Source organism: Quyinboa mangrovi (assembly GCF_042219825.1).
Taxonomy (GTDB): Bacteria; Bacteroidota; Bacteroidia; order Bacteroidales; family UBA5342; genus JBHJHP01.
In genome coordinates, this window is record NZ_JBHJHQ010000010.1 from 1 (window position 1) to 25,979 (window position 25,979).

13 protein-coding genes are annotated in these 25,979 nt (G+C 38.7%); 9 read left to right on the top strand and 4 right to left on the bottom strand.

Features of this window, described 5'->3' with window-relative positions:
- The 4 genes from ACE1ET_RS18755 to ACE1ET_RS18770 form a co-directional block, all read right to left on the bottom strand.
- Positions 1-5,813: LamG-like jellyroll fold domain-containing protein (locus tag ACE1ET_RS18755; protein WP_375729960.1), on the bottom strand; the 5,813-nt coding region annotated here is incomplete at its 3' end.
- Positions 5,814-6,424: 611 nt separating this feature from the next.
- Entirely contained in the window at positions 6,425-7,897 is a 1,473-nt protein-coding gene (locus tag ACE1ET_RS18760; RefSeq protein ID WP_375729961.1) for a sodium:solute symporter family protein, read from the bottom strand.
- Positions 7,898-7,923: 26 nt separating this feature from the next.
- Positions 7,924-8,850 (bottom strand): dihydrodipicolinate synthase family protein, encoded by a 927-nt coding sequence (locus ACE1ET_RS18765; protein WP_375729962.1) that lies wholly within the window; start codon positions 8,848-8,850, stop codon positions 7,924-7,926.
- Positions 8,851-8,883: 33 nt separating this feature from the next.
- A complete protein-coding gene (locus tag ACE1ET_RS18770; RefSeq protein ID WP_375729963.1) occupies positions 8,884-11,646 on the bottom strand; it encodes an alpha-L-rhamnosidase in 2,763 nt (920 codons plus the stop codon).
- Positions 11,647-11,962: 316 nt separating this feature from the next.
- Between ACE1ET_RS18770 and ACE1ET_RS18775 the strand changes: the two genes are divergently transcribed.
- The 9 genes from ACE1ET_RS18775 to ACE1ET_RS18815 all read left to right on the top strand — a co-directional run bounded on the left by ACE1ET_RS18775 (position 11,963) and on the right by ACE1ET_RS18815 (position 25,795).
- Positions 11,963-13,564 carry a CTP synthase gene (locus ACE1ET_RS18775; protein ID WP_375729964.1) on the top strand — a complete coding sequence of 534 codons (1,602 nt, stop codon included), beginning with the start codon at positions 11,963-11,965 and terminating at the stop codon, positions 13,562-13,564.
- A gap of 9 nt (positions 13,565-13,573) precedes the next feature.
- Positions 13,574-15,454, top strand: a complete 1,881-nt coding sequence (yidC, locus tag ACE1ET_RS18780; protein WP_375729965.1) for a membrane protein insertase YidC — start codon at positions 13,574-13,576, stop codon at positions 15,452-15,454.
- Between the two features lie 15 nt (positions 15,455-15,469).
- On the top strand, positions 15,470-18,124 hold the full coding sequence (locus ACE1ET_RS18785; protein WP_375729966.1) for a 4-alpha-glucanotransferase: 2,655 nt from the start codon (positions 15,470-15,472) through the stop codon (positions 18,122-18,124).
- A gap of 449 nt (positions 18,125-18,573) precedes the next feature.
- The gene (locus tag ACE1ET_RS18790; RefSeq protein ID WP_375729967.1) at positions 18,574-19,530 is read left to right on the top strand and encodes a PorP/SprF family type IX secretion system membrane protein; all 957 of its coding nucleotides are present in this window, start codon (positions 18,574-18,576) and stop codon (positions 19,528-19,530) included.
- A 38-nt stretch (positions 19,531-19,568) separates the two neighbouring features.
- Positions 19,569-21,557, top strand: coding sequence for an OmpA family protein (locus tag ACE1ET_RS18795; protein ID WP_375729968.1), 1,989 nt, complete (start codon positions 19,569-19,571; stop codon positions 21,555-21,557).
- 21 nt (positions 21,558-21,578) lie between these two features.
- On the top strand, positions 21,579-22,223 hold the full coding sequence (locus tag ACE1ET_RS18800; RefSeq protein WP_375729969.1) for an SPOR domain-containing protein: 645 nt from the start codon (positions 21,579-21,581) through the stop codon (positions 22,221-22,223).
- Between the two features lie 9 nt (positions 22,224-22,232).
- Complete coding sequence (locus ACE1ET_RS18805; protein WP_375729970.1) at positions 22,233-23,051, top strand: hypothetical protein; 819 nt, start codon at positions 22,233-22,235, stop codon at positions 23,049-23,051.
- A gap of 17 nt (positions 23,052-23,068) precedes the next feature.
- Positions 23,069-25,096, top strand: coding sequence for a dipeptidyl-peptidase 3 family protein (locus ACE1ET_RS18810; RefSeq protein ID WP_375729971.1), 2,028 nt, complete (start codon positions 23,069-23,071; stop codon positions 25,094-25,096).
- Positions 25,097-25,318: 222 nt separating this feature from the next.
- Positions 25,319-25,795, top strand: a complete 477-nt coding sequence (locus ACE1ET_RS18815; protein ID WP_375729972.1) for a nucleoside deaminase — start codon at positions 25,319-25,321, stop codon at positions 25,793-25,795.
- Positions 25,796-25,979: the final 184 nt, after the last annotated feature.

Sequence of the window (25,979 nt, forward strand, 5' to 3'; positions counted from 1 at the left end):
GGATCAACTACCAGATACGGAGAATCTGCTACTTCTGCTACGCCTCCTGTGGCTCCTCCACTGAAAGCTTTACCATCCTTCAATGCATATACTTTATTATATACAAACGGAACAGGAATATCAGAAAGTCCAAGTACATTACCTGGTTTCCATACAGCATCTCCTGAACCAAAGGTTTCCTGTGCTACTACAACATCGTATCCACTAAGATCTGTGGTACCGTCTGCTGCCAGCTGAATAACTGTTACTTCAAAGTTATCATCTGCATTCAGCATTTCCACGATCGGATCATTATATGGATCGGCTGCTGTAGAGACTACAGTTTTGCCTTCTTTCTGTACGTAAGCAACCTGTTTTGGTTTTGGAATGAGTTCATCTGCTCTGGCAGCAACAGTAGCTGCATCCATCTCACCTTCGTAAATATTCAACAGGTCTACTGTACCATTCCATAATGGATCACCTGAATAAACAGATTTACCAATGTACGCTGTATCAGCGCTAACATTTGCCAGGGAGTTATCACCGGTTAATGCATCGGAACCAATTTTTACACCATCCATGTAATACTTAATAGAGTCCGCAGTAACAACGACTACGACATGGTGTGTTTGGGTATCTTTGATTTCATTACCCATAACACCATTTTCTGTATTCCATGGGTCACTGGTATTCAGACAAGAGATTGAAACTCTACTCTGGTCACCGTCATTTCTGGTTGGCTGACAAATTATATAGTTAGCACCAACTGTACCACTTGTCTGACCAAAATTGCACAGAACGGTAAATCCGTCGAGACCAGCAGTCTGAGTGAATACCGATTCAAAGGTTAAACCTTTATATACCGGCACATTGATTTCCTTACCAGGTAATGATACAAAACCGCTTCCTGAAAGTGTTACAACACCATCTGCAACAGATGCATCACCTTGCAAAACACCATCTGCTCCGGCTATTACATCCCTTGCGGTACCATCATCAAATGGATATGAGTGATGTAATGTTAACGGAACTATTACAGCTTCCAACATAAACTCACCATTACTTCCAACAGCCTGAGCCGGCTTGTCACAATACAGATTTGAACCACTGGTTACATCATCTGTACTCAGATAACTTTTTGCTACACCAATGTTTTCAAGGTTATCAACCAATTGTAAAGTGATACTTGACAGATCGGATCCGTTCAAAATCCATTCTGAAAGTAATCCGTTTGTACTTTCTGTAAGAAGTGTAGTCCAGTTATTTGTACCTGCCTTACTTAAGTACATGCCTGCTTTATTTTGAATATTATAAGTATTCAATTTACCGGCAACAGGTATAAACTGGAATAACTGATCGTCAGCACCTGTAGGAGTCATAACTGCAGGTTGAGTCACCGGATCAGTATCCGCACCAAATACAAGACCTGAATTCTTCTGAATGATATTATAATAAACACCATCCTTAACGATTGGAGTAGTATATTTCAGTGCCCAATCCAATGAATTCAGTAACAATGGTTTAAAGTCGTCAGTCATATACAATAAACCATCGTTAAATGCATACAACAATACAACATTACTTGTAGTTGTTACATGTTCGTATGTATCATAATCTCCATTCATAGAACGTACATCAGATCCCATAGGAACAGCCCACATCGTTGGATAAAGAGAAGCTTCATTGAACGTTGCCAGTGGTATAGCACCAGGAATACTGTCACTCAGGTTGTACGACTTAACCTCTTTTGGCCAGTCAGCTGAATCAGGTGTACCATCAGACCATGTAATAAGCTGGTCAACGTCATAATCTGCAGTAATAGGATGCATATTGTCAAGAATCTTCATCTGAGCTGTTTCAACAGTGAAATCACTGAATTTAGCAAACTCTGTAGCTTTCTTGTCATTCACCCATCCCCACTTGTTATTTTTAGGTCCGTCATTCTGCATGCTAACACAAGGTATCGGATAGTTGCGTTTTGCATAGTCATTCACATTGGACGAACTTTCTCCGCCACCAATCACCATGCCGGCATAAGGTGTGTAGTCAAACGGTACAATACCATCAGGTGTCCATTCAAAAATAGCACCTTTTTTGGCGAATGTTACAGAATAACCACCTTCAACCAATGCATCATAAACATTTGTATCAAAGGCTTTCGCATTTGCATATACACCTGAAGAAGCTGATACATACAGAATTTCTACCTCAGACTGTACATGTACATATACTTTAAATAATACAGAATCCATACCGATTGTATACACATACATATCGTATTCTGCATTCATGCCATCAGATAATCCGTCGATCACAGGAAGTTTGGCACCTATTCCGGTCACATCAGCCATCAGGTCAACAGATGTAGTACCCTTCGGAACTGTAACCTGGAATGAACCATTACCTGAATCTTTAGCTACCATACCCTCAGCTACAGACAGATCAACATCTGCAGTGTTCACTATTGGGTCTGTCGGTACCTCTAAACCTGCAGCCACATAGAACGCATTTCTCCACATTGTAAGGTTAGCATCTGTCATGTTGCCATCTTTACAAATAGCACCGTAGTTTTGAGATATCGCAATCATCTGTGCTTTAATAGTATCCTGTTCTCCAATGAGAGTTCCTGCAGGAATAATGTTTACACAAACTTTTGCAGTTGCATCTGTTATTCCGGTTATTAAACCTAACATAGAAGTATCGTTTGCAACATTACCCGGGCCAACAATGTCAAGATTTGTAACATATTGCATTGCTTTTGAACCAGCACTACCATCGTCCGCAGCCCCTTCTTTGAATAATAATACTGAATCACCATCAAATGTAATTCCTGTAAACAATGGGTTTGACTGATTATCAGTAGAAACGCTCAGATACGGTAAGAATCCTGGATCAACTGCTGCAGGTTTTGGATCTGTTGCATCAGTAATTGCTAAACCATTTCTCAACGCATAAGCTTTATTATAAATAAATGGTACATTGATGTTTTCAAGACCTAATACGCCACCTGGTTTGTAAATTGCAGCACCAGAACTAAATGTTTCTTGAACAACGACCATATCGTAACCGGAAAGATCCACAACAGAATCCGCGGCAATTACCATGACGTCAATGTCAAAATTCGGATCCATCTTCATCATCTGAACAATCGGATCATAATCCACCTGATTGGTTGATGCCATACCCTGATCTTCATTAACATAAGCTACAGAGACAGGTGCTTCATATAATTCCCAGTTATCGATATAACATAAAGTATTGTTTAAACCGTAGTTATTGAAGTACATTACAGCACCACCAGGAATAGTTGCCTGAGTAGTGAATGTAACATTGATTTCTTCCCACTGATCATTAGTTGTTGATCTGGTTTCAAACGGATCAGGATTAAGAATATTTCCTCCAATACCTATCTGGCATTGACCTGAACCCACTGCTTTAACCATAGCACGTACAACATATTTTGTATTTGGCTTCAGCACATCTGCCAAACCAACATCAATTGATCCACCGTTATTGCCTACAACCTTACCACTACTTGGTCCGCAATAAGCTTCCGGCCCATATAAAATAGATCTGTTACCCCATCCGTTAAACATAGAAATGTTAGTCAATTCCGGATCTGGGACAAGATTTTCAAGATTATACATTGGTGTAAAACAATCCCCACCTTCTACCATAGTGTAAACAGTGTAATCCTGTGAAATTTCACCATTTGGAGAAACCACGTTGATTACTGCAGTATCAGGATCACTTTCTATCGTAAATTCTCCTGCCCCGCTTACCGTTGCTTCAGACATAGATGCTGTAGCTGACAAATTAACAGATGCAGTTCCTGCAGGAATGCTTAGAACATATGTAGTTGTCAGCGAACCAAAATCAGGAAGTAAAGTCCCAGCATCGCTTGATAAATCCGATAACGTTGCCGTAAATGCATCTGTATGTGCTTTAATCTCATCCGGAGTTAATACACCATCATAAATATTAAATTCGTAAATTAATCCCTGCCATGTTGGATCTGCCCATGCATCTGATCCTTTACCTAAGTAGTTTTGCGCCACATCAATTGTGAATCCATTAGTAATGGCTCTTTGATCATAACGTACACCATCACGGTATAGCAGTAACGAGTCTTTAGTTAAGATAGAAACAATGTGGTGTAAATTACCATCATTCTGGTAAACATCATTTCTTAAAATTTCCTGACCTGAGTAGGTTGTACGCATTTCTCTACCCCAATGACTTAAAGCAGTATAAAATGCATCGGTTCCTGCATTACCTCCAAAGTAGCTTGTCCAGGTCCAGCCTGTATTAGCCGTTGTTGAACCTTTGAAAATATATTCTGTGGTAATAGCAGTATAGGAATTCAAATCGAGTGCACTACCATCAAATGATAAATAATCTCCATTTTCATCCAGTACTAATGCTCCTCCTGCCACGGATGCATTTCCGTTCACTACACCATCAACATTTCCAACAGCATCATCCATATTGCTGTCAAAGGGATACGAATGCATTAATATTGGTGCAGATTGATCGGCAATGGATACATCTAACCAGATTCTAGTCCCGCAATCCAGCTCCAGTCTGCCAACTTGAGCCATACCTTCAACCGGAGTTGCTTTCAAGTAGAACATTAATGTGTCACTGGTTACTTCTACAGGGGCATCAACAGTAATTTTTGATTTCCCCCATAAACCAGAACCTGAATCATAAGTTCCTTCTTCAAATGTATAAGGAACATCCACAGTATAATCACCACTGGCATCTTTTGCTTTCAAAGCACCCGTTGCCAAAAATGTGAAAAGTGGAGTCTGTGTGTTATCCTGCAGATCGTTTGTAATCGTCAGGCTTGATATTCTGTTTTTAGTCTGTAAAGGAATAGCAAATGTTGTTTCAACACCGGCATCACCTCTTCTTGCATCATGTAAAATTGCATTCCCCTGAATACCGGCAGGAGGCATAATCCATGCAGGTGAATTGTAAACAACTTTCAAATCGTCGAAAACAATAACAGGATCAAAGGAATCATCGGCAATGGCAGTTCCCGTTCCTGTTGTGGTCAGAAACCAGTATAAATCTGCGTTTGTAAATTCTGAAACCTGAATACCTGCATCAGCTGCCAGTGAAACATTTTTCACCCCACTGCCAGTTACATAAAAGTCAGGAACCGTGGCCACAAGATTTGCATCACCTGTACCCCCAATATAAACGGTCAGTTCATAAGAAGCAGTCTGCCCGGTATTCCCTTCATCATAAGTATCAATACTAAACGTAATGTCACTATCAACAGAGAGTCCATTAAATTTTACATGATACCCATATTCGACCTTTTTGAGTTTGCCGGGCCAGGCACCAAAAGCCTGATCATCATCAGCCTGATCAAATAAACAATGCGCAGGTAATTGCCTTGACTTTGTTGTTGAAGGATCATTAACTGCAAAAGCATCCAGTATGGATACCAGTGAATCAATACTTGCAACGCGAACTGGATTACGATAATTATTATAATCTCTGCATTCAAAATCGCTGTTATAAACTGCAGCATCAGATTCATCAAAAACCTTTACCTGGAATCCTTTGTTCGTTGTACACTTCTGTATACTAATGTCATAATAGGTTTTACCTTCTGCAGCACTGTCTGCATTCAAAACCATAGAACTTACAGATTTGTCAGTGTTGAAGCTAAGATCAAGAACAGAAACTCCGGTGCTGTTATCTACCGTAAGTGTCTGACCAACTGAAGATCTATCTCCAAACTTTAACTGACCAAAACTCAGGCTTGTTACCAGAAGCATACAAGCCATAACATACAATTTGATGTCGATTTTCTTCATATGCACTAAATTTTAGTTAGAAATTGGATTAATCAATATATTAGTTAAATAAATTCGGGATTTTCTTAAATTGCCTGTACCGATTATTTTCAATCAAATAGTACAGGATTAAAAGTTCTTCTCAAAACGCCTAACCTCCTCTTTTAAAATATATTATCAGATTATTTTATATAATACACCCCCGTTTTAATCTGTTAATTCCAAAGTGATTTTCACATTTTATACAGAGAAAAACTTTTCAAATGTAAACGTTTCCATAAAAAAAAACAAATTTATGAGCCTATATTAAAACCCATCTGTATTTAGTTTATATTATCAAAATATTATGCCGGGAACACTTTATACTATAAAACACCTCGCCCAAAACCACTAATTACTGAATAACTGACACTTACAATGTTAACAAACTATAAAATACAACAAAAATCAAATACTGATAATATAAATTATTCGACATTTTTATATTACAAAACATATTTTCAGAATTCAATAATACGCACGCAAATTATGTTGTATAACATCCTGCTTTATGAAAAATAATTACATAATAAATGATATCGTTTTCATAAAATTTTAATGGCTATTGTGTCAGATTATTAAACAACAATGCATCATTTTTTTGAGGATAATTTCAAAAATGTGAATAAAAAACCGGTAATAAAAATTACAATTGTACCCAATACAATGGATAAATAACTATGAAGGTGATTTGTGAATTTTTCAAACGGCGTACCGGGGAAAACCAATGGGGACAGACTCATCCATGCAATCATAATGACCCCGGCTATGACTCCGGCTATGGCCGAAACATTGGTAACACGTTTTGAAATATAACCCAGCAAAAACAGGCCAAGCATACCACCACTAAAGATAGATGCCAGTTTCCACCAGGCGTCCAAGGCACTTTGAACGTTAATCATGGCAACAGCCACACCAATTCCCAATACACTGAAAATGAATGACGCCATGTATAATATTCGCATGGAACGTTTATTGTTTTTCGGATCTGTCCCGGAGAGTTTAAAAAAATCGGTTAAAATAACAGTCGCCGAACTATTTATACTTGTCGAAATTGTGCTCATACCAGCTGCAAATACTGATGCGATTAAAAATCCGGTTAACCCGACTGGTAACTGGTTCACAATAAAATGAGGAAAAACCTTATCTGCCTGTATCCCATCAGGAAGTAAACCAGGACTGGCCTTGTAATATGCAAACAGCGCTGTTCCTATAAAAAAGAAAAGTGCAGATACTGGTACATACAGCAGCCCACCAAACAATGCTGAATTTTTGGCCTCTTTATCTGAACCCGACGTCATGTACCGCTGAATATAATTCTGGTCAATCCCGTAGTTCTGAAGATTAATAAATATACCGTAGATAAGTACGACCCAAAAAGTTGAATTTTTCAGACTCAGGCCAAAACTTCCCAGACTGAACTTATCATTTTGCGCTGCAATTTCGAATATTTGCGACGGACCTTCCGGCATTTTTACCATGATTGTAATAACTGTTATTACTGCACCGGCAATTAAGATGATCGCCTGAATGGCATCGGTCCAAACAACCGCCTGAATACCTCCAAGCAATGAATAAATCATCACACTGAATCCTGTAACTATGATAATTGTAGAAATATTCCAATTCAGTAATGTATGTAAGAGAATTCCCAACAAAAATAATATGGTCCCGGCCCGCATTAACTGGGTCAATAAATACATCACAGAAACGTAGGTCTTTGCCCACGGCCCAAAACGCTGTTCCAGATAGGTATATGCAGACGGACTATTCACAGACCGGTAGAGCGGTACAAAAAATTTCACCGCCATAAATGAAGCAAAAGGTATAGACAGGCTAAATGCAAATGCATTCCAGTTAGTTAAATAAGCCTGTCCGGGCAATGCCAGATAACTGATACTGCTTACAAACGTTGCAAATATTGACAATGAAATTACCCACGAAGGCAGGCTTTTATTTCCAAGCGTAAATGATGATGATGTTTTGTTTTTACGATAAAACGACAGGCCAAATAAAACAATACCCAATAAATATGCTATGAAAATAAAAATATCTAATTTACTCATCTACAACTCCTTTAAAGCGATACCTTTTAACGTAAATCTTTATAATTCAGTTCCTCTAACGCTAGTATTATCCTGTCACGCTCCGGTTCCTTAAACCGGTGAAAAGGTTCGGCCATAAAATCGCTGCAAACACCTAATACATTTAATGCACATTTCAAACCTTTCAAATAACTTGAGCCATATTTCCCTACATTATAAATCGTGGTACTGATTTGCATTACTTTTTCGTGTAGAGGCAGTATTCTTTCAAAATCCCTTTCTACGGAAGCATTATAAAGGTCAACATAAAGCTTCGGAAACATATTGGCACCACCGGTTACACCGCCGTGACCGTTAAGCAAAACAAACTGTGAAATTAACTCTTCGGTTCCCACCATAAATGTAAACCCGGGTCGGTCTTTCAGTAAATAGTTAATCTGATTAAAGTACGCAAGATTAGCCGAACTATCTTTCATCCCGACAATTCCCGGAATATCTGCGGCAGATCTGACGGTTTGAGGTGCAAACATAACCTTGGTATGAACCGGCATATTATAAATAAACAGTGGCAAAGGCATCTGTTTCATAATACGCTCAAGGTATTCCAGCAATTCAGGTTGACTGGCCTCGAAATAATATGGCGGTGTGATAACAACTGCATCTGCGCCATATTGGGCTGCCTTTTTTGCCAGATTCAGACTTTCGGTAAAAGCCGAATCAGATATACCTACCAACACAGGGAGGCGACCATCGACAAACCTGCATGTCAGCTTTATTAATTCTTCTCTTATTTTGTATGATAAACTGGCGAATTCACCTGTAGTTCCTAAAATAAATATACCGTGAACTCCGCCTGCAATAACCCTTTCAATAAGGGTTTCCAGTCCTTTGACATCCAGCGTATCATTATCAATTAATGGCGTCACCAACGGAGGTACAATTCCACGCAATGGGGTTTTAAAATTCGGTGTCATCTGTTATATAATTTATTCTGATTTATTTACAACTTATAATTTTGACTCAAACCTGTATTCTCCTGAACTTATTTCCAGCAGAGCCCTGTTATCATTAAATTCCACAACTTTTACCTCCTTATTTTCAGTAATTTTATCCTTACCTTCTTTTATAGAATTCAACGATTTTGCCGGCACATAGATCCGGGCACCGGAATTAGCCGGAACCGTAATGTTCCAGGTAAATTTTTGCTTACTTCTTGTCCAATTACTTTTTATTTTACCATACGGTGATTCGTAGCTTGCATTCACATAATCCAATCCATCCTGCAGTTCTGGTTTCATAATAATGTTTTTGAAACCCGGATCCTCCGGATCAGACTTAATTCCTGCCAGGTTTTCATAAAACCAGATGATCAAATCGCCCAGCATCATTACATGATTATACGAATTCATATTAGGTGCAGCCGTATTTCCATTCCACAATTCCCAAATCGTAGTAGCTCCGTTTTCAACCATGTAGCCCCAGCCCGGATATGTTTTATTGGTGGCGATCCGGTACGCCAGATCACTTCTGCCATTTTCTGATAATGTCCGCATCAGCCACTGGGTTCCAATAAGGCCCGTACTTAAATGTCCATCGTTTTTTACCTGAATAACAGTAACAATTGTATTCAATACATCATCCCGTTTATTCTCAGGAACCAAACCAAACTGTAGGGCCAGCAGATTATCGGTGAGCGTATTATCGCCGTATCCCATCTGATCTTCCCTGAAAAACACCTGATTAAACCCGGCCTTTATCTTTTCGGCCAGATTTGAATAATATTCCATATCATCATCACATCCGGTTATTCGGGCAAATTTCTGCATTAAACCGGAGTAATAATAGTAATAAGCCGTTGATATAAGTTTGCTGGGATGCTTCACATTGGCACTTTTACCTCTGCCTTGCTCAATGGTTGCAGGTGGTGCGCACCAATCGCCGTAACTATCTTTTGTAAGAATATAATCTTCGGTCATATAGCGGTCCTTCATATAGTCCAACCAACTTTTCATTGAGGCATAATGAGTTATCAAAGGTTCTGTGTCGCCATACTGCCTGTAAAGCATATCAGCTACCATCAGGTAAGTTCCGGGCCAGGTCATGTTGTCGCTATAATACCGCCAGAACGCCGGTGCCACATCAGGTATAGTACCGTCACTTTTTTGCGCATACCCTATATCATCCACCCATTTTGTGTACAAGGTTGAGTTATCGTAAACAAAACTTTCTCCATAGCATCCTGTAGACCTGTCGCCCAACCAGGGCTGACGTTCGTTTCTCTGGGGACAATCTACCGGCATGCCTTTATAGTTACCCTTTATGCTCCAGGTGGCATTTTTATAGATTTTATTTATTAAAGAATTTGACGTTGTAAAAGATCCGGCCTGAGGAATTGCATCATAAACCACTTCTCCAAGAAAATCATCAACCGTGGGGACACCGGGAAAACCTGTAATTTCAACATACCTGAAACCGTGATATACAAAACGCGGCGCCCACTCTTCAATTCCATTGCCTTTCAGCGTATAAATATCAGTACACATGGCATCCCTAAGATTTTCAGTCGCTATTTCACCCTTGTCATTCAGAATTTCAGCAAACCGCAACTTCACCTTTTCTCCTGCATTACCTTCTACCCTTATTTTCAACCATCCTACCATATTCTGCCCCATGTCCAGAATATATTTACCACCAGAAAGTTTTGTGATCCCAACAGGTTTAATTGTTTCCATAACCTTCATATTCGGATTCATCTGTGCTTCATATTTACCATCGGGCTGATCCACATAGTCAACCTGGATCCAACCGTTGTCATTAAAATTCACAGTACTCCAGCCGGGTATTTCTTTACGCGCATCATATTCTTCGCCATCGTATTCATTATTGGTGATGAGTGGTCCGTTTGCAGTACCTTTCCATGAATTATCTGTTTTGATAATCTGTTTTGAACCATCGGCATATTCAATTTCCAGCTGTAGTAATAATTTAGGAAATCCAAAATTCTTTATCTTATACGGCTTATAGTGTTGTCGCATCGTATGATATCTCCCGTTTCCAAGAATCACACCCACTGCATTTTCACCTTCATTTAAAGCACTGGTGACGTCAAACACATTATACTTTATATTTTCATGATAATCTGTTGGTGCCGGAGCCAAAACCTGATTTCCAATTCGATTCCCGTTAAAATAAAGCTCATACATTCCCAGCCCCATCAAATATACCTTAGCCTGCTTTACCGGTTGATCAGCCTTAAACACTTTACGCAGGTAGCGAGCCGACAGGCGTGAATGGAAACTATCATCATCCCATGGGAATGCATAATCAAACCCGATCCATCTGCCATACCAGTCTTTATAATGCAAAAGCCCCATCGACCAGTAAGCTGTTTCACTCCATTCCGATTCCCCTTTATTGGTTATAACCTTTACCTTCCAGTAACAATCTTTCCTGCTTTTTAATTCCGCTCCTTTATATTGCACCAGGTGCGATTGATCCGATTTCACGTCACCCGAATCCCACAGATCGCCAATATTATTATCCAGTCTTTCTTCGGAAGATGCCACAAGTATACGATAAGAAATCTGATACACAGATCTTTCTTCAGAAATAATCTTCCAGCTTAATTCTGGATTTTTAACATCTATTCCAATTGGATTTTCAAGCATTTCACACCTAAGTTCTACAGGCTCTGATATGCCCAAAGCCGGAAGGCTAACAAGAACAATCAGATTAAAAATGAAAGATATTTTTTTACAGACGGTATTCATGTAACAAAAGTTTGCTAACGAGATTTTTGCAATATCAATTTTAAAGTCTTAATTATCTATCATTAAATTTAATATGTACAGATTTAAGACTATCCACAAATATATGAAAACGTTTTCATAAATTAAACAGCCAGCACCAAAAGACCTGTTGAACCGTTGTAACTCCCTCCAAACCAGAGGAAGGTAAAACGTTAAAATCCATATAAATTCAACATCACACGTAATACTAAAAAATCCAACCTTTTAATTCGGTTTTTATTACTATTTTTGTGGACTTTAAAACGAAACGAATTTAAATTCAAAATCTAGGTTTAAAGTGGATACAAAATATATTTTTGTCACAGGGGGTGTTACTTCTTCACTCGGAAAAGGAATTATATCAGCATCATTAGGTAAGTTATTGCAGGCAAGAGGGTATAAAGTTACTATTCAAAAGCTTGATCCTTATATTAATGTTGATCCGGGAACACTTAACCCTTACGAGCACGGGGAATGTTATGTTACCGTTGATGGTGCCGAGACGGATCTTGACCTTGGGCACTACGAACGGTTTCTGAATATTTCAACCACTCAGGCAAATAACATTACCACTGGCCGTGTATATCAGAATGTCATCAACAAGGAAAGGCGTGGTGACTTTTTGGGAAAGACGGTTCAGATTATTCCTCATATTACAGACGAAATAAAACGAAATATCAAATTGCTGGGAAGCAAAAAGCAATTTGATTTTGTGATCACCGAAATTGGAGGTACTGTTGGTGACATCGAATCATTACCTTATATTGAATCTGTTCGTCAGTTGCGTTGGGAACTCGGGAAAAACAGCCTGGTTATTCATTTAACTTATGTACCATACCTGGCGGCATCCGGGGAACTAAAAACAAAACCAACCCAGCACTCTGTTAAAGCGTTGCTCGAAGAAGGAGTTCAACCTGATATTTTGGTATTGCGAACTGAACATGAACTTACCCCTGATATCAGACGTAAAGTATCTTTATTTTGTAATGTCGATCAAAAATCGGTCATCCAGAGTATTGATGTGCCTACAATTTATGAGGTTCCAGTAAAAATGCAGGAAGAAGGTTTGGATACTACCGTGCTCGAGAAGCTTGGACTGCCTGCTGAAGGCGAAGCCAAACTCCGGGAATGGAAAGCGTTCCTTTCTAAACTCAAAAAAGCGCAGAAAACCGTTAAGATTGGTTTGGTAGGTAAATATGTTGAACTGGCAGATGCCTATAAATCAATCATTGAATCGCTGATACATGCAGCTGCATATAATGACCGTAAATTAAAACTTCAATTGATCCATTCTGAAAAGCTGAATGAAAGCAACATGGATGAAACACTGAAAGGCATGGACGGCATACTGGTTGCACCGGGATTCGGTCATAGGGGAATTGAAGGGAAAATTCTGGCATGTAAATATGCCCGCGAAAACAACGTGCCGTTTTTAGGAATTTGCTTAGGTATGCAATGTGCGGTTATCGAATTTGCACAAAATGTACTCAAATTTGAAGATGCCAATTCAACCGAAATGGATTACAATACAAAATATCCCGTAATTGACCTGATGGAAGAACAAAAGGGTGTTTCTGAAATGGGTGGAACTATGCGTTTGGGAGCTTATGAATGCAGCCTCCTGAACGGAAGCAAAGTACATGAAGTTTACGGCGAATCTACCATATACGAGAGGCACAGACACAGATACGAATTTAACAGCGAATATCTTGAAACATTTGAAAATAACGGAATGAAAGCAGTTGGGATCAACCCTGATACAGACCTTGTGGAGATTGTTGAATTACCAGAACATAAATGGTTTGTTGGGGTACAGTTCCATCCGGAATATCGCAGTACTGTTGTAAATCCGCACCCGCTTTTCAAAGGTTTCATTAAAGCAGCATTAAAAGAAGAATAATCAAAAATCATGGATAGAAATAATTTAATTGGATTCAGTTTAATTGGATTAATATTAGTTGCATTTTACTTTTATAATAAACCATCTCAGGAAGAACTGGACAGAATTCAACATCAAAGGGATTCCATTGCCCATGTGCAGCAGGAACAACAACGTTTAAACAGTGCTGCCGAATCAGCGATATATCCGGCTCAAAACGATTCAATTGTAAGCACTGTAAACGATAACGGAAATACAACCGCAAACACAGCAGAACTTTATGGTGATTTTGCTCCTGTGATGACAGGTGACGAAGAGTTTATCACACTCGAAAATAAATATCTCGATATAAAACTGTCAACCCTGGGAGGACGTGTATATTCGGTGGTACTTAAGGATTTTCTGACATACGACAAAAAGCCTCTGGTATTATTTGACGGCGATGATTCTGAATTCGGGTTCAGCTTTTTCACGCAAACAAACAGGCAAATTTCCACAAAAGATATTTATTTCAAAGTTACTGAAAACAATACATTATCAGACGGAACTCAAAAAATCGTACTGACAGCTGATTTGGGTGATGGCCGTTCCATCAGTAATATTTATACCCTGGCTCCTGAAGATTACCTGGTAAATTATAGCTTCAAGGTGGACGGTGTGGATAAAATCCTGCCGCGTTCAGTCAGTAATTTCGATTTGCACTGGCAGGTATTCATGCGTCAGAATGAAAAAGGTGCGACCTTTGAAACCCGTTACTCAGGATTATATTATAAATATTACCAGAATGACGTAGAACATATATCAGGAAATAAATCTTCAGAAGAAACACTTACTACCCGTGTGAAATGGGTTGGTTATAAAGATCAGTTTTTCTCTTCAGTACTTATAGCAGATAACTTCTTTACCTCTGCAAATGTCAATCTTGAAAAGCTTGAAAACGTGGATGGCTATCTGTTCAATATGACATCAGATCTTTCCATCCCGGTTTCACAGGACATTAATTTTAAATACTATTTTGGCCCGAATAATTATAAAATTTTACAGAAAACGGGATACGAACTTCAGAAAGTTGTCAATCTGGGATGGCCGGTTGTTAGTTGGTTCAACAAATATGTGGTCATTAACGTATTTGATATATTGAACAAACACATTGCCAATTATGGTATAATCATTCTGATACTGACAGTGTTTATTAAACTGATCATCTTCCCGTTCACTTTTAAGTCTTATATCTCAACTGCCAAAATGCGTGTATTGAAACCGCAGATTGATGAGATAAATAAAAAAATTCCAAAGGATAAAGCCATGGAGCGACAACAGGCTACCATGGCACTTTACCGAAAAGTAGGTGTAAGTCCGATGGGCGGATGTTTGCCAATGGTATTTCAATTTCCTATATTAGTGGCAATGTTCTACTTCTTTCCTGCTTCTATTGAGTTACGTCAGGAAAGTTTCCTCTGGGCAAAGGACCTCGCATCTTACGACTCGATTTTCTCATGGCAAACGCAGATTCCTGTTTTATCAAATATTTATGGAAATCACGTAAGTTTATTTACCCTGTTAATGGCTATCGTAAATGTGTTTTACACCAAGATAAACTCAGAAATGACCGCATCAACCAATCAGATGCCTGGTATGAAAACCATGATGTACATGATGCCGGTTATGTTTCTTTTCTTCTTTAACAACTACTCAGCAGGTTTGAGCTACTACTATTTCCTTTCAACATTAATCACTGTAGGGCAAACTTTCATAATGAGACGTTTTGTTGATGAAGATGCGCTTCTTGCAAAACTCGAAGCGAATAAAAAGAAACCTGCAAAAAAATCCAAGTTTCAGGAGAGACTGGCTAACATGCAGAAACAACAGCAGGCCCAGATACGCCAAAATGCGAAAAACAAAAAAAGGTAATTAAACTAATTTTTTATGCTGAATGTATTTATTGCAATCCACTATAATACTCAATGGGGAGAACAACTATTTGTAGAAGGAAACTTTAACGGCTCAGAGAACCGTGAAAAAATACCTTTAGTTTATAATCCCAATGGCCTGTGGACTTTAAATACAACTGTTAAACAAAATTTGCTGATTAACTATCAGTATATTCTCCTGACTTCAGACGGCATCAGCAAAAAGGAGCCTGTTAAGAGATATTTTACTGCAGAAGGTAAAAACGATATTTATATTTATGATCAGTGGCTTAGTCCTGATACCGACGACAGTATTTTATACCGTTCCATTTCTAAAAATGCGATTTTCAAAAAAGATGATCTTTCAGGATCCTTAAAAAATAACATTGCAGACGGAATCTATTTCCAGATCAGTGTTCCCCGCGTTAAAAATGGATATAAAATTTGTGTAACGGGAAATATTCCGGAACTCGGCAACTGGGATCAATACAAACCACTGTTACTGGAAAGTGCTGAATTTGCGAATTGGTTTGGTGGATTCGCCAAGATGCCTAAAACCGGTTCTATAGAATATAAATATGCAGTTTACGACCTGCAAAGCAAACGCATCGTTGAGTGGGAAGCAGGAGAAAACAGGAAACTGACTGTAAAGAACCAGAATTGTATTCTCAAAGGGGATTCAGGTTTCAGATTCTCATCCCCGTGGAAGGGCAGTGGTATAGCCATTCCAGTATTTTCAATCCGTACAGAATCAGGACTGGGAATAGGTGAGTTTAACGATTTAAAAACCTTTGGAGACTGGGTGGCAAAAACAGGAATGAACCTGATCCAGATCCTTCCTATCAACGATACCATTTCAAAGTTTGACTGGACCGATTCATATCCATATAATGCAATTTCTGTTTATGCCCTGAATCCTATTTACATCAACCTTGACGAACTTTTTAAGCACGATAACACGGCATTATCTTTTCTTAAAAATAAGAAAAAAGAATTGAACGCTTTTGCTGAAATTGACTTTGAAGCTGTGCTGGATTTAAAAATGGAATATCTTCACAAGGCGTTTGATTTTCACAAAGGGAGTCTTGAACAGGACAAGGATTTTCAGTTTTTCCTTGAAAAAAACGGATTCTGGGTTAAGGCATATGCCCTATTCTGTTGCTTGAGAGACCGGTATAAAACAACGGATTTCAGGCAATGGGGCCAGCATGCAGAGTATTCCGAAGAGATGCTTGATAAATGCTGTGAATCAGGAGAAATTGAAATGTGCGATGCTATGTTTTATGTTTTCATACAATATCATCTTGATAAACAACTTGCATCATCTATTGAATATTTACATAACCATGGCGTTGCTTTAAAAGGCGATATTCCAATTGGAATAAACCGTGAAAGTGTAGATGCCTGGGCGTCTCCTGAACTGTTTCATTTTAACCAGCAAACAGGTGCCCCACCGGATTATTTCTCGACTGTGGGACAAAACTGGGGTTTCCCAACCTACGACTGGGAGCAAATGAAGAAGGATGATTATGAATGGTGGCAGAATCGTTTCAGAAAAATGGCCGATTACTTCGATGCATACCGCATCGATCATATTCTAGGCTTTTTCCGTATCTGGGAAATTCCGTTCAGATTCCAGGAAGGATTAATGGGACACTTTAGTCCTGCCCTTCCATATACTACAGAAGATTTATGGTTCAACAAACTTCCTTTTGACCCCAAATGGTGGTGTACACCTCATGTTTATAAATACGAATCGTATATTTTTGGAGATTATACGGATGAGATCCTTGAACATTTTTTTGAACAGGAAGGCGATCTGTATTACCTTAAAGAAGAACATAACGAAACCAGACAGCTGTTCAGTAAATGTCATGAACTTGGCATTGTGGATGATAATATCATATACAAACTCCGTGATGTTATCTGTGATGTTCTGTTCATGGAAGACGAGAGACAGAAAGGGTACTATCATCCTCGCATAGAATTACAGCGGACCAGAAAATTTCACCGTCTTGCCGATGATGTGAAACATAATCTCATGCTGCTTTATAATGACTTTTTCTATAAACGTCATAATCAGTTCTGGAAAGATAAAGCACTGGAAAAACTGCCGCGTCTCATTCATACTACTAATATGCTGGTTTGTGGTGAAGATCTTGGAATGATACCTGATAATGTACCTGAAGTAATGAATCAGCTGAATATACTGACACTGGATATTCAGAATATGCCAAAAATAAACACCATTGAGTTTTCTGATCCCCGTTGGTTCAAATACTATTCCGTTTGCACGACCTCTACACACGATACTCCGACATTACGTGGCGTGTGGAAATATGACCCTGAAAAAGGTAAACGAATGGTGAATTTATTATGCCATGAAGATGTGCAAACATTTGCTGATTGTCCGGGATGGCTATGTAAAAAAATCATCGAAGTAAACCTTCAGGCTGGTTCAGCACTGACCATTCTTCCGCTACAGGACTGGTTATCCATCAATGAGCGACTGCGTTATCCTGATCCACATGCAGAGCGGATCAACAAACCTGAATATTCGAGGCATTACTGGCGCTACAGAATGCATATTCCGGTAGAAACTCTGCTGAATGAAGATGAACTAACTGATGAAATTCATGAAATGATACGGAATTCTGACCGTATTAGTTAAAAAATCAAACTTTTTTTAACATTATATTTAAAGATATTTATAACAAATTAGTACATTTGTTACATTATTACGCACATTGCTTAATAATATGATAACATTTAAACTTAATCTACTTGTATAATATCTTAAATATCACATGTCCTAAAATTCTTTAAGTCAACTGTATTTCAGCTGGTTAAAAAAGCACAATCTGCATAGAAGTGTTTGCCGGCAGAATAAAGGAAGGCTAAAAAGAACATTTTAACATATGAATGGCAGATGCAGTTAAGTTTAAATCATCTGTATTTTTAACGAAAAGTATTATAACAGGATTCTTAGATAATATAAAATATTTTGCCACATTTGAGCAGAATACAACTAACAGACAAAAAGTACTTCTGTGCACTTGTATATGATAGGTAAAATATGATTAAGTTTTGTTGAATATGACTGGTAATCACAATAAAAAAATGCATAGAACAATAAAACGAATTCTTTTTGTTGTAACGCTTGGGCTGATGACCAGCCTGACCTTTGCGCAGGATTTTCAACAATATACGCAGTATGTCAATATGCAAGGGCTTATTAATCCGGGCTACACCGGAAGCCGCGGCACATACAGCGGATTGATGAACTACAGAAATCAATGGGCAGGATTCGGAGCAAGTCCTAAAACTTTAGGGTTTAACTTCCACGGACCGGTTCCGGTAAATAATCTTTCTGCAGGTCTTGTGGTCATGTCAGAAAGTATAGGTTTGAATTCCAATGTCGATCTGGCAGTAGCATCAGCATATGCAGTCAATATTACACGCGATTTGAAATTATCCATGGGTTTACAGCTGGGATTTAGTTCGCTACAGTTTGATGCAGCATCACTGAACCTGAATTCTGCCAATGATCCGGTTTTCGAAAAATATGCCAACGGCTATTTCAGACCCAATGTTGGCGTAGGTGCTTTTCTGTACAGCGATAAATATTTTGCCGGTTTCTCCATGCCAAAAATGCTGACCCATTCACCTGAAGCCAATACCGAATCCATCAAAACATCTTTCAGCTTTAAAACCATGCATATGTTTCTGTATGGAGGTTATGTAATTGATGTTGATAATGACTATAAGATTAAGCCAACCCTGTTGATGAAAACAATATATGGTGCTCCGCTGACGTTTGATCTGGGAGTACATGGTTTTTACAAGGATTGGGGTTCCGTGGGACTTATCTTCAGAACAGGTTCTGATATCATATTTGCAACCGAGGTAAGGGTTTGGGAACAACTTTATGTTGGATACTCGTTTGACTACCCTATAACGAAACTTAGTAAAGTATCGTACGGTTCACACGAAATAAGCCTGAGAATTGATCTTGAAGATTTACATATCGGTAAAGCACCCGCTTCTCAGGGAGTTAAGAGTATCAGGTATTTTTAAAAATTGGTATATTTACATGTTAGTATAATACAACAGGAATGAAAACAGGCTCACTGATATATATTTTTTTAATCTCATTTAGTTTTCTTTTTGGGAATAAGGACCTTAAACAAGCAGACAAAGCCTATAAACAGGAAAATTACAGCAAGGCGGTCATTTTATACGAAAAATATAAATCTGAAGAAGAGGGACAGCGTGTTGATCCGGAGACAGCTATCCGTATGGCAAACTGTTATTATTTCCTGAATGATTTTGAGAATGCAAAAAAGAATTTTGAACTTGCAGGAGAATCAAATTTAAAAGGTGAAGACCGCATTACATATGGAAAGTTGCTTTTCCTTCAGGGCGATTACGATAAAGCTAAAACATTTTTTCAGGCAGACACTGAATCAACTATCCCGGATCATTACATAGAACAGATCAACTGGATGAAAAGCAGGACAAACGACACGTCATCTTACTCCGTTAAAAAGACAGATATCAATACCTTTGGTCAGTCATTTGGGGTGCAGTATTACCAGGGAGGAATCGTGTTTTCATCATCATCCAATGATGCCAATGTACTGGATTATCATTCCAACCTGAATTCCGAAAAAAAAGTAGACCTTAAAGGACTGGAATTTTTGAATCTGTATTATTCTCCGGTCATAAATAATGGAGAAATCGGACGTCCGGTTTTATTCTCTGAGAACCTGAAATCTGATTATCATATTGGAGCCGTTACGTTTACACCGGATTATAAAACCATGTACTTTACAAAGGTTGTCAAACTTCCGCAGGAACAAACAGTATTAAAAATCTACAGGTCCGACTATAAATCAGGCATGTGGCAGCAAGGCTTTCCACTTCCATTTAATAACGACAACAGCTACAGTTGTGCTCATCCGGCACTGAGCATAACCGGGGATACATTGTATTTTGTATCAGATAAGCCCGGCGGCAAAGGTGGAAAAGACATCTATTTTTCAAGAAAATCCGGTTCTTACTGGCTGGCACCGCAGAATCTTACCGTTGTTAACACCAGTGGCGATGAGCTGTTCCCTTTCGTGTCATCAGACAATATATTTTATTTCGCTTCAAATGGTTATCCGGGTTACGGTGGACTTGATGTATACAAAGTTGATCTGAAATCAAAAGACAAGGAAATCGTTAATATGAAATACGGTATAAACAGTCGTTTTGATGATTTTTCATACGTCGTGAATCCTGAAAACACCAAAGAAGGATACCTTTCTTCCAACAGGACAACAGGTGGCAGATACGATAATATTTACCGCATTATGTATGAAGAACCCAAAGAAATTGTAGAAGATACTGCCAGTATTGAAGTGATTGACACAGTTCCTGAAGTTGAAGAAATTCCGGTTGTTGACATGGCCGTTCAGGTTTCCAATGCCCTTTCAGGAGTACCGATTCCGGAAGTTGTAGTTGTAATGACTGATGAATCGGATAATTCACTCTTATTTGAAGGTGTTACCGATGAGCTGGGTAAAACAGGCTTTAAAATTGAACGCTCAATGATTGATCCGACAACAGACATTCATGTATCAGCAAGAGCTAAGGGGAAATACGAGCCCTATGAACGTACTTTGAAGGGCGAGGATTTCATTAATCTGAACTCAGCTTACACCGATATAAATATCATCCCTGTAATTGAAGAGACGCAAACCATCACCATTCCCCAAAATAAACTTAAATTTGCATTGAACAGCTACGAATTGTCGTACGATGCAAAGAAAATTCTGGAACGCTGGTATGAATACCTCAAATCAAAACCCAATATTCGGTTGCGTTTGAATGCTCATACCGACTCTCAGGGAGATCTGGATTACAACCTTGAATTGTCACAAAAACGAGCTGATAATGCCAAAGCTTATCTGGTTCAGCGAGGCATCAATTCTAACAGGATTGTTGCCAGAGGATATGGAGAACGCTACATTTTGAACCATTGTAAAGATGGAGTAGATTGTACAGATGCTGAACATGAGGTAAACCGACGCATTGAAATTATTGTAATTGTAGATTAGAAAACCCTCAAAATTATTGAAATGAAAAAAACAGGAGTTTTAATGTTTATTATTGCTGTTGTTATATCCTTCACCCAGGCATTAACGGCGCAGGATAAGGTAACGAAACCTGTAGATGCCGAATTCTTTACCATTCAAATCAAAGCATTATCGAAGGAAGTGCCAACCTCATTTTTCAAAGGCCTGGAAGGTGTATGGTCCAAAAAGAATGATGATGGTTTATATAAATATTATTACGGAAGGTATCCAAACTACCAGGCAGCACGTACGGCAATTGAAGATATCAGAAAAAAAGGATATCCGGATGCTTTTGTGGTTTCATCACGGAAAATCATAAAAAATAAGGTTTGGCAGAATGTGGTGGAAGAAAAGTCCACAGAAAAGAAGACAGAAACCAAAGTGAACAAAAGTAGCGTCATAAAAGGAGAAGTTGTGGTTTATACCATTCAGCTTTCGGCTTTTAAATATCCTGTATATAAAGATTTCTTTGCACCACTGACCGGGATCATGGAGTTTCAGCTTGAGGATAAACTGTTTAGATATTGTATAGGCAAATACCTGACTAAGGATGAAGCCGAGGTGGCTCTTGAGAAGTATAAAAAAATGGGCTACGATAAATCCTTTGTTGTGGAGTACGATAAATACGAACCCTACGCGATTGAATAATTTTTTAATATGACATTTCACAAAGTTTTACGGTTGACCCAAACAGCTGTAATATTTTTCTGTATACATTCATTATTTGCCCAGTCACCGTTTGACACTGATTTAAACAGACAATTTAAGGTGCTTGGATCAGAGGCAACGGGTGTACAGAAAAAGGCCGCAAGCGATTCAGTAGAATTTCTTCTGTCATCGTTTTTAAACCAGCCCCAATCGTTTGCGGTCAAACCACAGGTGGAACATTTGGGAAAGATAGCGGCAAGCGATGGCAAACTTAATGTTTATTCATGGAATTATCAGGGGGACGATCTGCTATACCACTACGGATGTATTATTCAGCACAAAACAGATAATGGGATACAACTTACAGTTTTAAAAGACACACGAAATGATATTCCTGTAAATGAAGTGCTGAAACCGGATGAATGGTACGGATGCCTCTATTATGCCGTGATCGTAAAAACAAAACGTAAAAAAACATATTATACGTTGCTGGGATGGGATGGACATAATAATGTCGTGGCCAGAAAAGTTATAGATGTCCTGCTTTTTAAACCAAACAATGAACCTGTTCTCGGAGCATCTGTTTTTAAAATGGACAGAGGAACTCAGAAACGTGTGGTATTCAATTTTTCCGGCACAGGTTCAATGGTACTGGTGTATGATCCCGATTACAAACGCATCATTTTTGATCATTTAAGTCCTGCAAAACCGGAACTGGAAGGACAGTATCAGTATTACGGTTCAGACTTCAGTTATGATGGTTTTAAATTCAGAAGAGGAAAGTGGGAATTTGAAGAAATGCTGGATCCAAGAAATAAAAATGACTAACACAAACACACACTAATATGAGACTCTTGATTTTAACTTCACTTTTAAGCGTTTTTATAATGAACGGATGTACAGATAAAAAAGTAAACGAAACGAAAAACGACACATTTAATTACAATGTTGAGAAATTTGCTGATCTCAAAATCATGCGCTACAAAGTGCCGGGTTTTGATAATCTGAGCCTGAAACAGAAAGAACTGGTCTATTATCTGAGCCAGGCTGCTATTGAAGGAAGAGATATTCTTTTTGATCAGAATTACAAATACAACCTTCCTATTCGTCAGACGCTTGAGGCAATTTATGAAAATTACACCGGCGATAAGGAAAGCGACGATTATAAAAACTTTGTGATCTATCTTAAACGGGTTTGGTTCTCTAACGGAATACACCACCACTACTCCATGGATAAGTTTAAACCGGGTTTCAGTCAGAATTTTTTCGTGACACAGGTAAACGAACTACCCAGTGACAAACTTCCGATGGTAAATGAAGAATTATTGAAAACTCTGGTTCCGGTTATATTTGACCCAAACATAGCTAAGAAACGTGTAAGTCTTGCAGAAGGACAGGATCTTATAAAAGCATCTGCCAATAATTATTACGAAGGTGATTTGTCGCAGGACGACGTAGAAGAGTTTTATGCGCAAATGAAGGACCCGAACGATAAAGAACCAGTTTCTTACGGTTTGAATTCTACGCTGGTCAAGGAAAACGGAAAGATAAAAGAAGACGTATGGAAGATTGACGGGAAATACGGCCCGGCTATCAAACATATTGTTATGTGGCTGGAAAAAGCTGCAACTGTAGCTGAAAATGACGACCAAAAGAATGTGATCAACCTGCTGATTGAGTTCTATAAAACAGGTGATCTGAAGACATTTGACAAATACAATGTAGCCTGGTTAAAAGATCAACAGTCGCGTGTTGATTTTGTAAACGGTTTTATTGAAACCTATGGCGATCCACTTGGATTGAAAGCAAGCTGGGAAAGCGTTGTTAACTTTAAAGATCTGGAAGCCACACACCGCACCGAGATCATCAGCAGCAATGCCCAGTGGTTCGAAGATCATTCCCCTGTTGATGACCAGTTTAAAAAGAAAAAGGTAAAAGGTGTTTCTGCAAAAGTGATTACAGCTGCCATGTTGGGCGGAGACTGTTATCCGGCAACGCCCATTGGTATTAACCTGCCAAATGCGGACTGGATTCGTAAGGAATATGGTTCAAAATCGGTAACGCTTGAAAATATTACTTATGCCTACGACCAGTCGGCAAAAGGAGATGGTTTCCTGCAGGAATTTGCGTATGATCAGGCTGAAATAGATCGGGTTGAGAAATATGGATTTTTGACAGGAAACCTGCATACCGACCTGCATGAATGCCTGGGGCACGGTTCGGGTCAGTTATTACCGGGAGTTGCCGGCGACGAACTGAAAGCATATGGTGCTACCATTGAAGAAGCCCGCGCCGATTTGTTTGGTCTGTATTTTATGGCTGATCCTAAACTGGTGGAGCTTGGATTGCTTCCGAATAAAGATGCATTTGAAGCCGAATACGATTCTTATATCCGCAACGGATTAATGACCCAGCTTACCCGTATTAATTTGGGCGACAACATTGAAGAATCACACATGCGTAACCGTCAGTTAATTGCAAGCTGGGTATATGAACATGGGAAAGATAACAATGTGGTTGAAAAACTTGAGCGTGACGGGAAAACCTACTTAAAGATCAACGATTATAAACAAATGCATAAACTGCTGGGAGACCTTTTGGCTCTGATTCAGAAAATAAAATCAACAGGAGATTATGCAGGAGCTAAAGATCTGGTAGAAACCTATGGCGTAAAAGTTGATCAGCATTTATTAAAAGAGGTCAAAGAACGTTATGCCAAACTGAACCTGGCTCCATATGGCGGCTTTATTAATCCAGCTTATAAACTCATTGAGAAAGACGGTAAGATTACAGATGTGGAAATTAGTTATACGGATGGTTACGTACAGCAAATGCTTGATTATTCCAAAAGCCATGGCTGGCTAACTAATTAATTATGAATTACGAAAGAATGAATCCTTCGCATAAAGCTACGGATCACAAAGGAATTACGAATTATAATTTCTTATAAATCTAATAAAAACAGGTTTCCGTTGGAAGCCTGTTTTTTATTGTAGATTAGTCCCCGGGAGAATCTAACAAAAGCTACTATTATTCACCCGTTGACTAATATTTTGTAACTTCGAAATAAGAAAATCACACGACAAATTATAATCATGACTGAAGCTGATAAACAGTTTATGCAAAGAGCGATAGAAAAGGCAAAAGAGGGAATGGATGCCAATGCCGGCGGCCCGTTTGGTTGTGTTATCGTTAAAGGCGATGAAATAATTGTGGAAAGTCATAACAGGGTAACTTCGACCAACGACCCTACGGCCCATGCTGAAATAGTCGCTATTCGGGAAGCCTGTCAGAAGCTGAACTCGTTTCAGCTGGAAGGATGTAAGATATATACGTCCTGTGAACCCTGTCCCATGTGTTTGGGTGCCATTTACTGGGCAAGGCCCGATGTAGTTTACTATGCTGCCTCTAAAACCGATGCAGCAAAAATCGGATTCGATGACCGTTTTATTTATGAAGAACTCGATAAACCAATTTCTGACAGAAAAATTAAGTTTATAAAAATGCTTCGTGAAGAGGCCCTGCCCGTTTTTGAGCAATGGAATACCAAAAAAGATAAGACGGAATATTAATTTGATTATTCACCGGGTGAATACATACAAAAACATAAGAGACAGCAAATATTACTGTTAAAGCCTATTTACATGTATAAAATCAATTTTTTCAATTGTTTGCGTTTTTAACAGATAGTATTTACATTTACTAATTGAATTATTGTATATACCTGTTTAAACTTTCGATCAAGTAACCATTAAC

Excerpts from the sequence above, each read along its gene's own strand:
- ACE1ET_RS18760 (WP_375729961.1), bottom strand. The coding sequence starts at position 7,897 with ATGAGTAAATTAGATATTTTTATTTTCATAGCATATTTATTGGGTATT.
- ACE1ET_RS18765 (WP_375729962.1), bottom strand. The coding sequence starts at position 8,850 with ATGACACCGAATTTTAAAACCCCATTGCGTGGAATTGTACCTCCGTTG.
- ACE1ET_RS18770 (WP_375729963.1), bottom strand. The coding sequence starts at position 11,646 with ATGAATACCGTCTGTAAAAAAATATCTTTCATTTTTAATCTGATTGTT.
- yidC (WP_375729965.1), top strand. The coding sequence starts at position 13,574 with ATGGATAGAAATAATTTAATTGGATTCAGTTTAATTGGATTAATATTA.
- ACE1ET_RS18785 (WP_375729966.1), top strand. The coding sequence starts at position 15,470 with ATGCTGAATGTATTTATTGCAATCCACTATAATACTCAATGGGGAGAA.
- ACE1ET_RS18790 (WP_375729967.1), top strand. The coding sequence starts at position 18,574 with ATGCATAGAACAATAAAACGAATTCTTTTTGTTGTAACGCTTGGGCTG.
- ACE1ET_RS18795 (WP_375729968.1), top strand. The coding sequence starts at position 19,569 with ATGAAAACAGGCTCACTGATATATATTTTTTTAATCTCATTTAGTTTT.
- ACE1ET_RS18800 (WP_375729969.1), top strand. The coding sequence starts at position 21,579 with ATGAAAAAAACAGGAGTTTTAATGTTTATTATTGCTGTTGTTATATCC.
- ACE1ET_RS18805 (WP_375729970.1), top strand. The coding sequence starts at position 22,233 with ATGACATTTCACAAAGTTTTACGGTTGACCCAAACAGCTGTAATATTT.
- ACE1ET_RS18810 (WP_375729971.1), top strand. The coding sequence starts at position 23,069 with ATGAGACTCTTGATTTTAACTTCACTTTTAAGCGTTTTTATAATGAAC.
- ACE1ET_RS18815 (WP_375729972.1), top strand. The coding sequence starts at position 25,319 with ATGACTGAAGCTGATAAACAGTTTATGCAAAGAGCGATAGAAAAGGCA.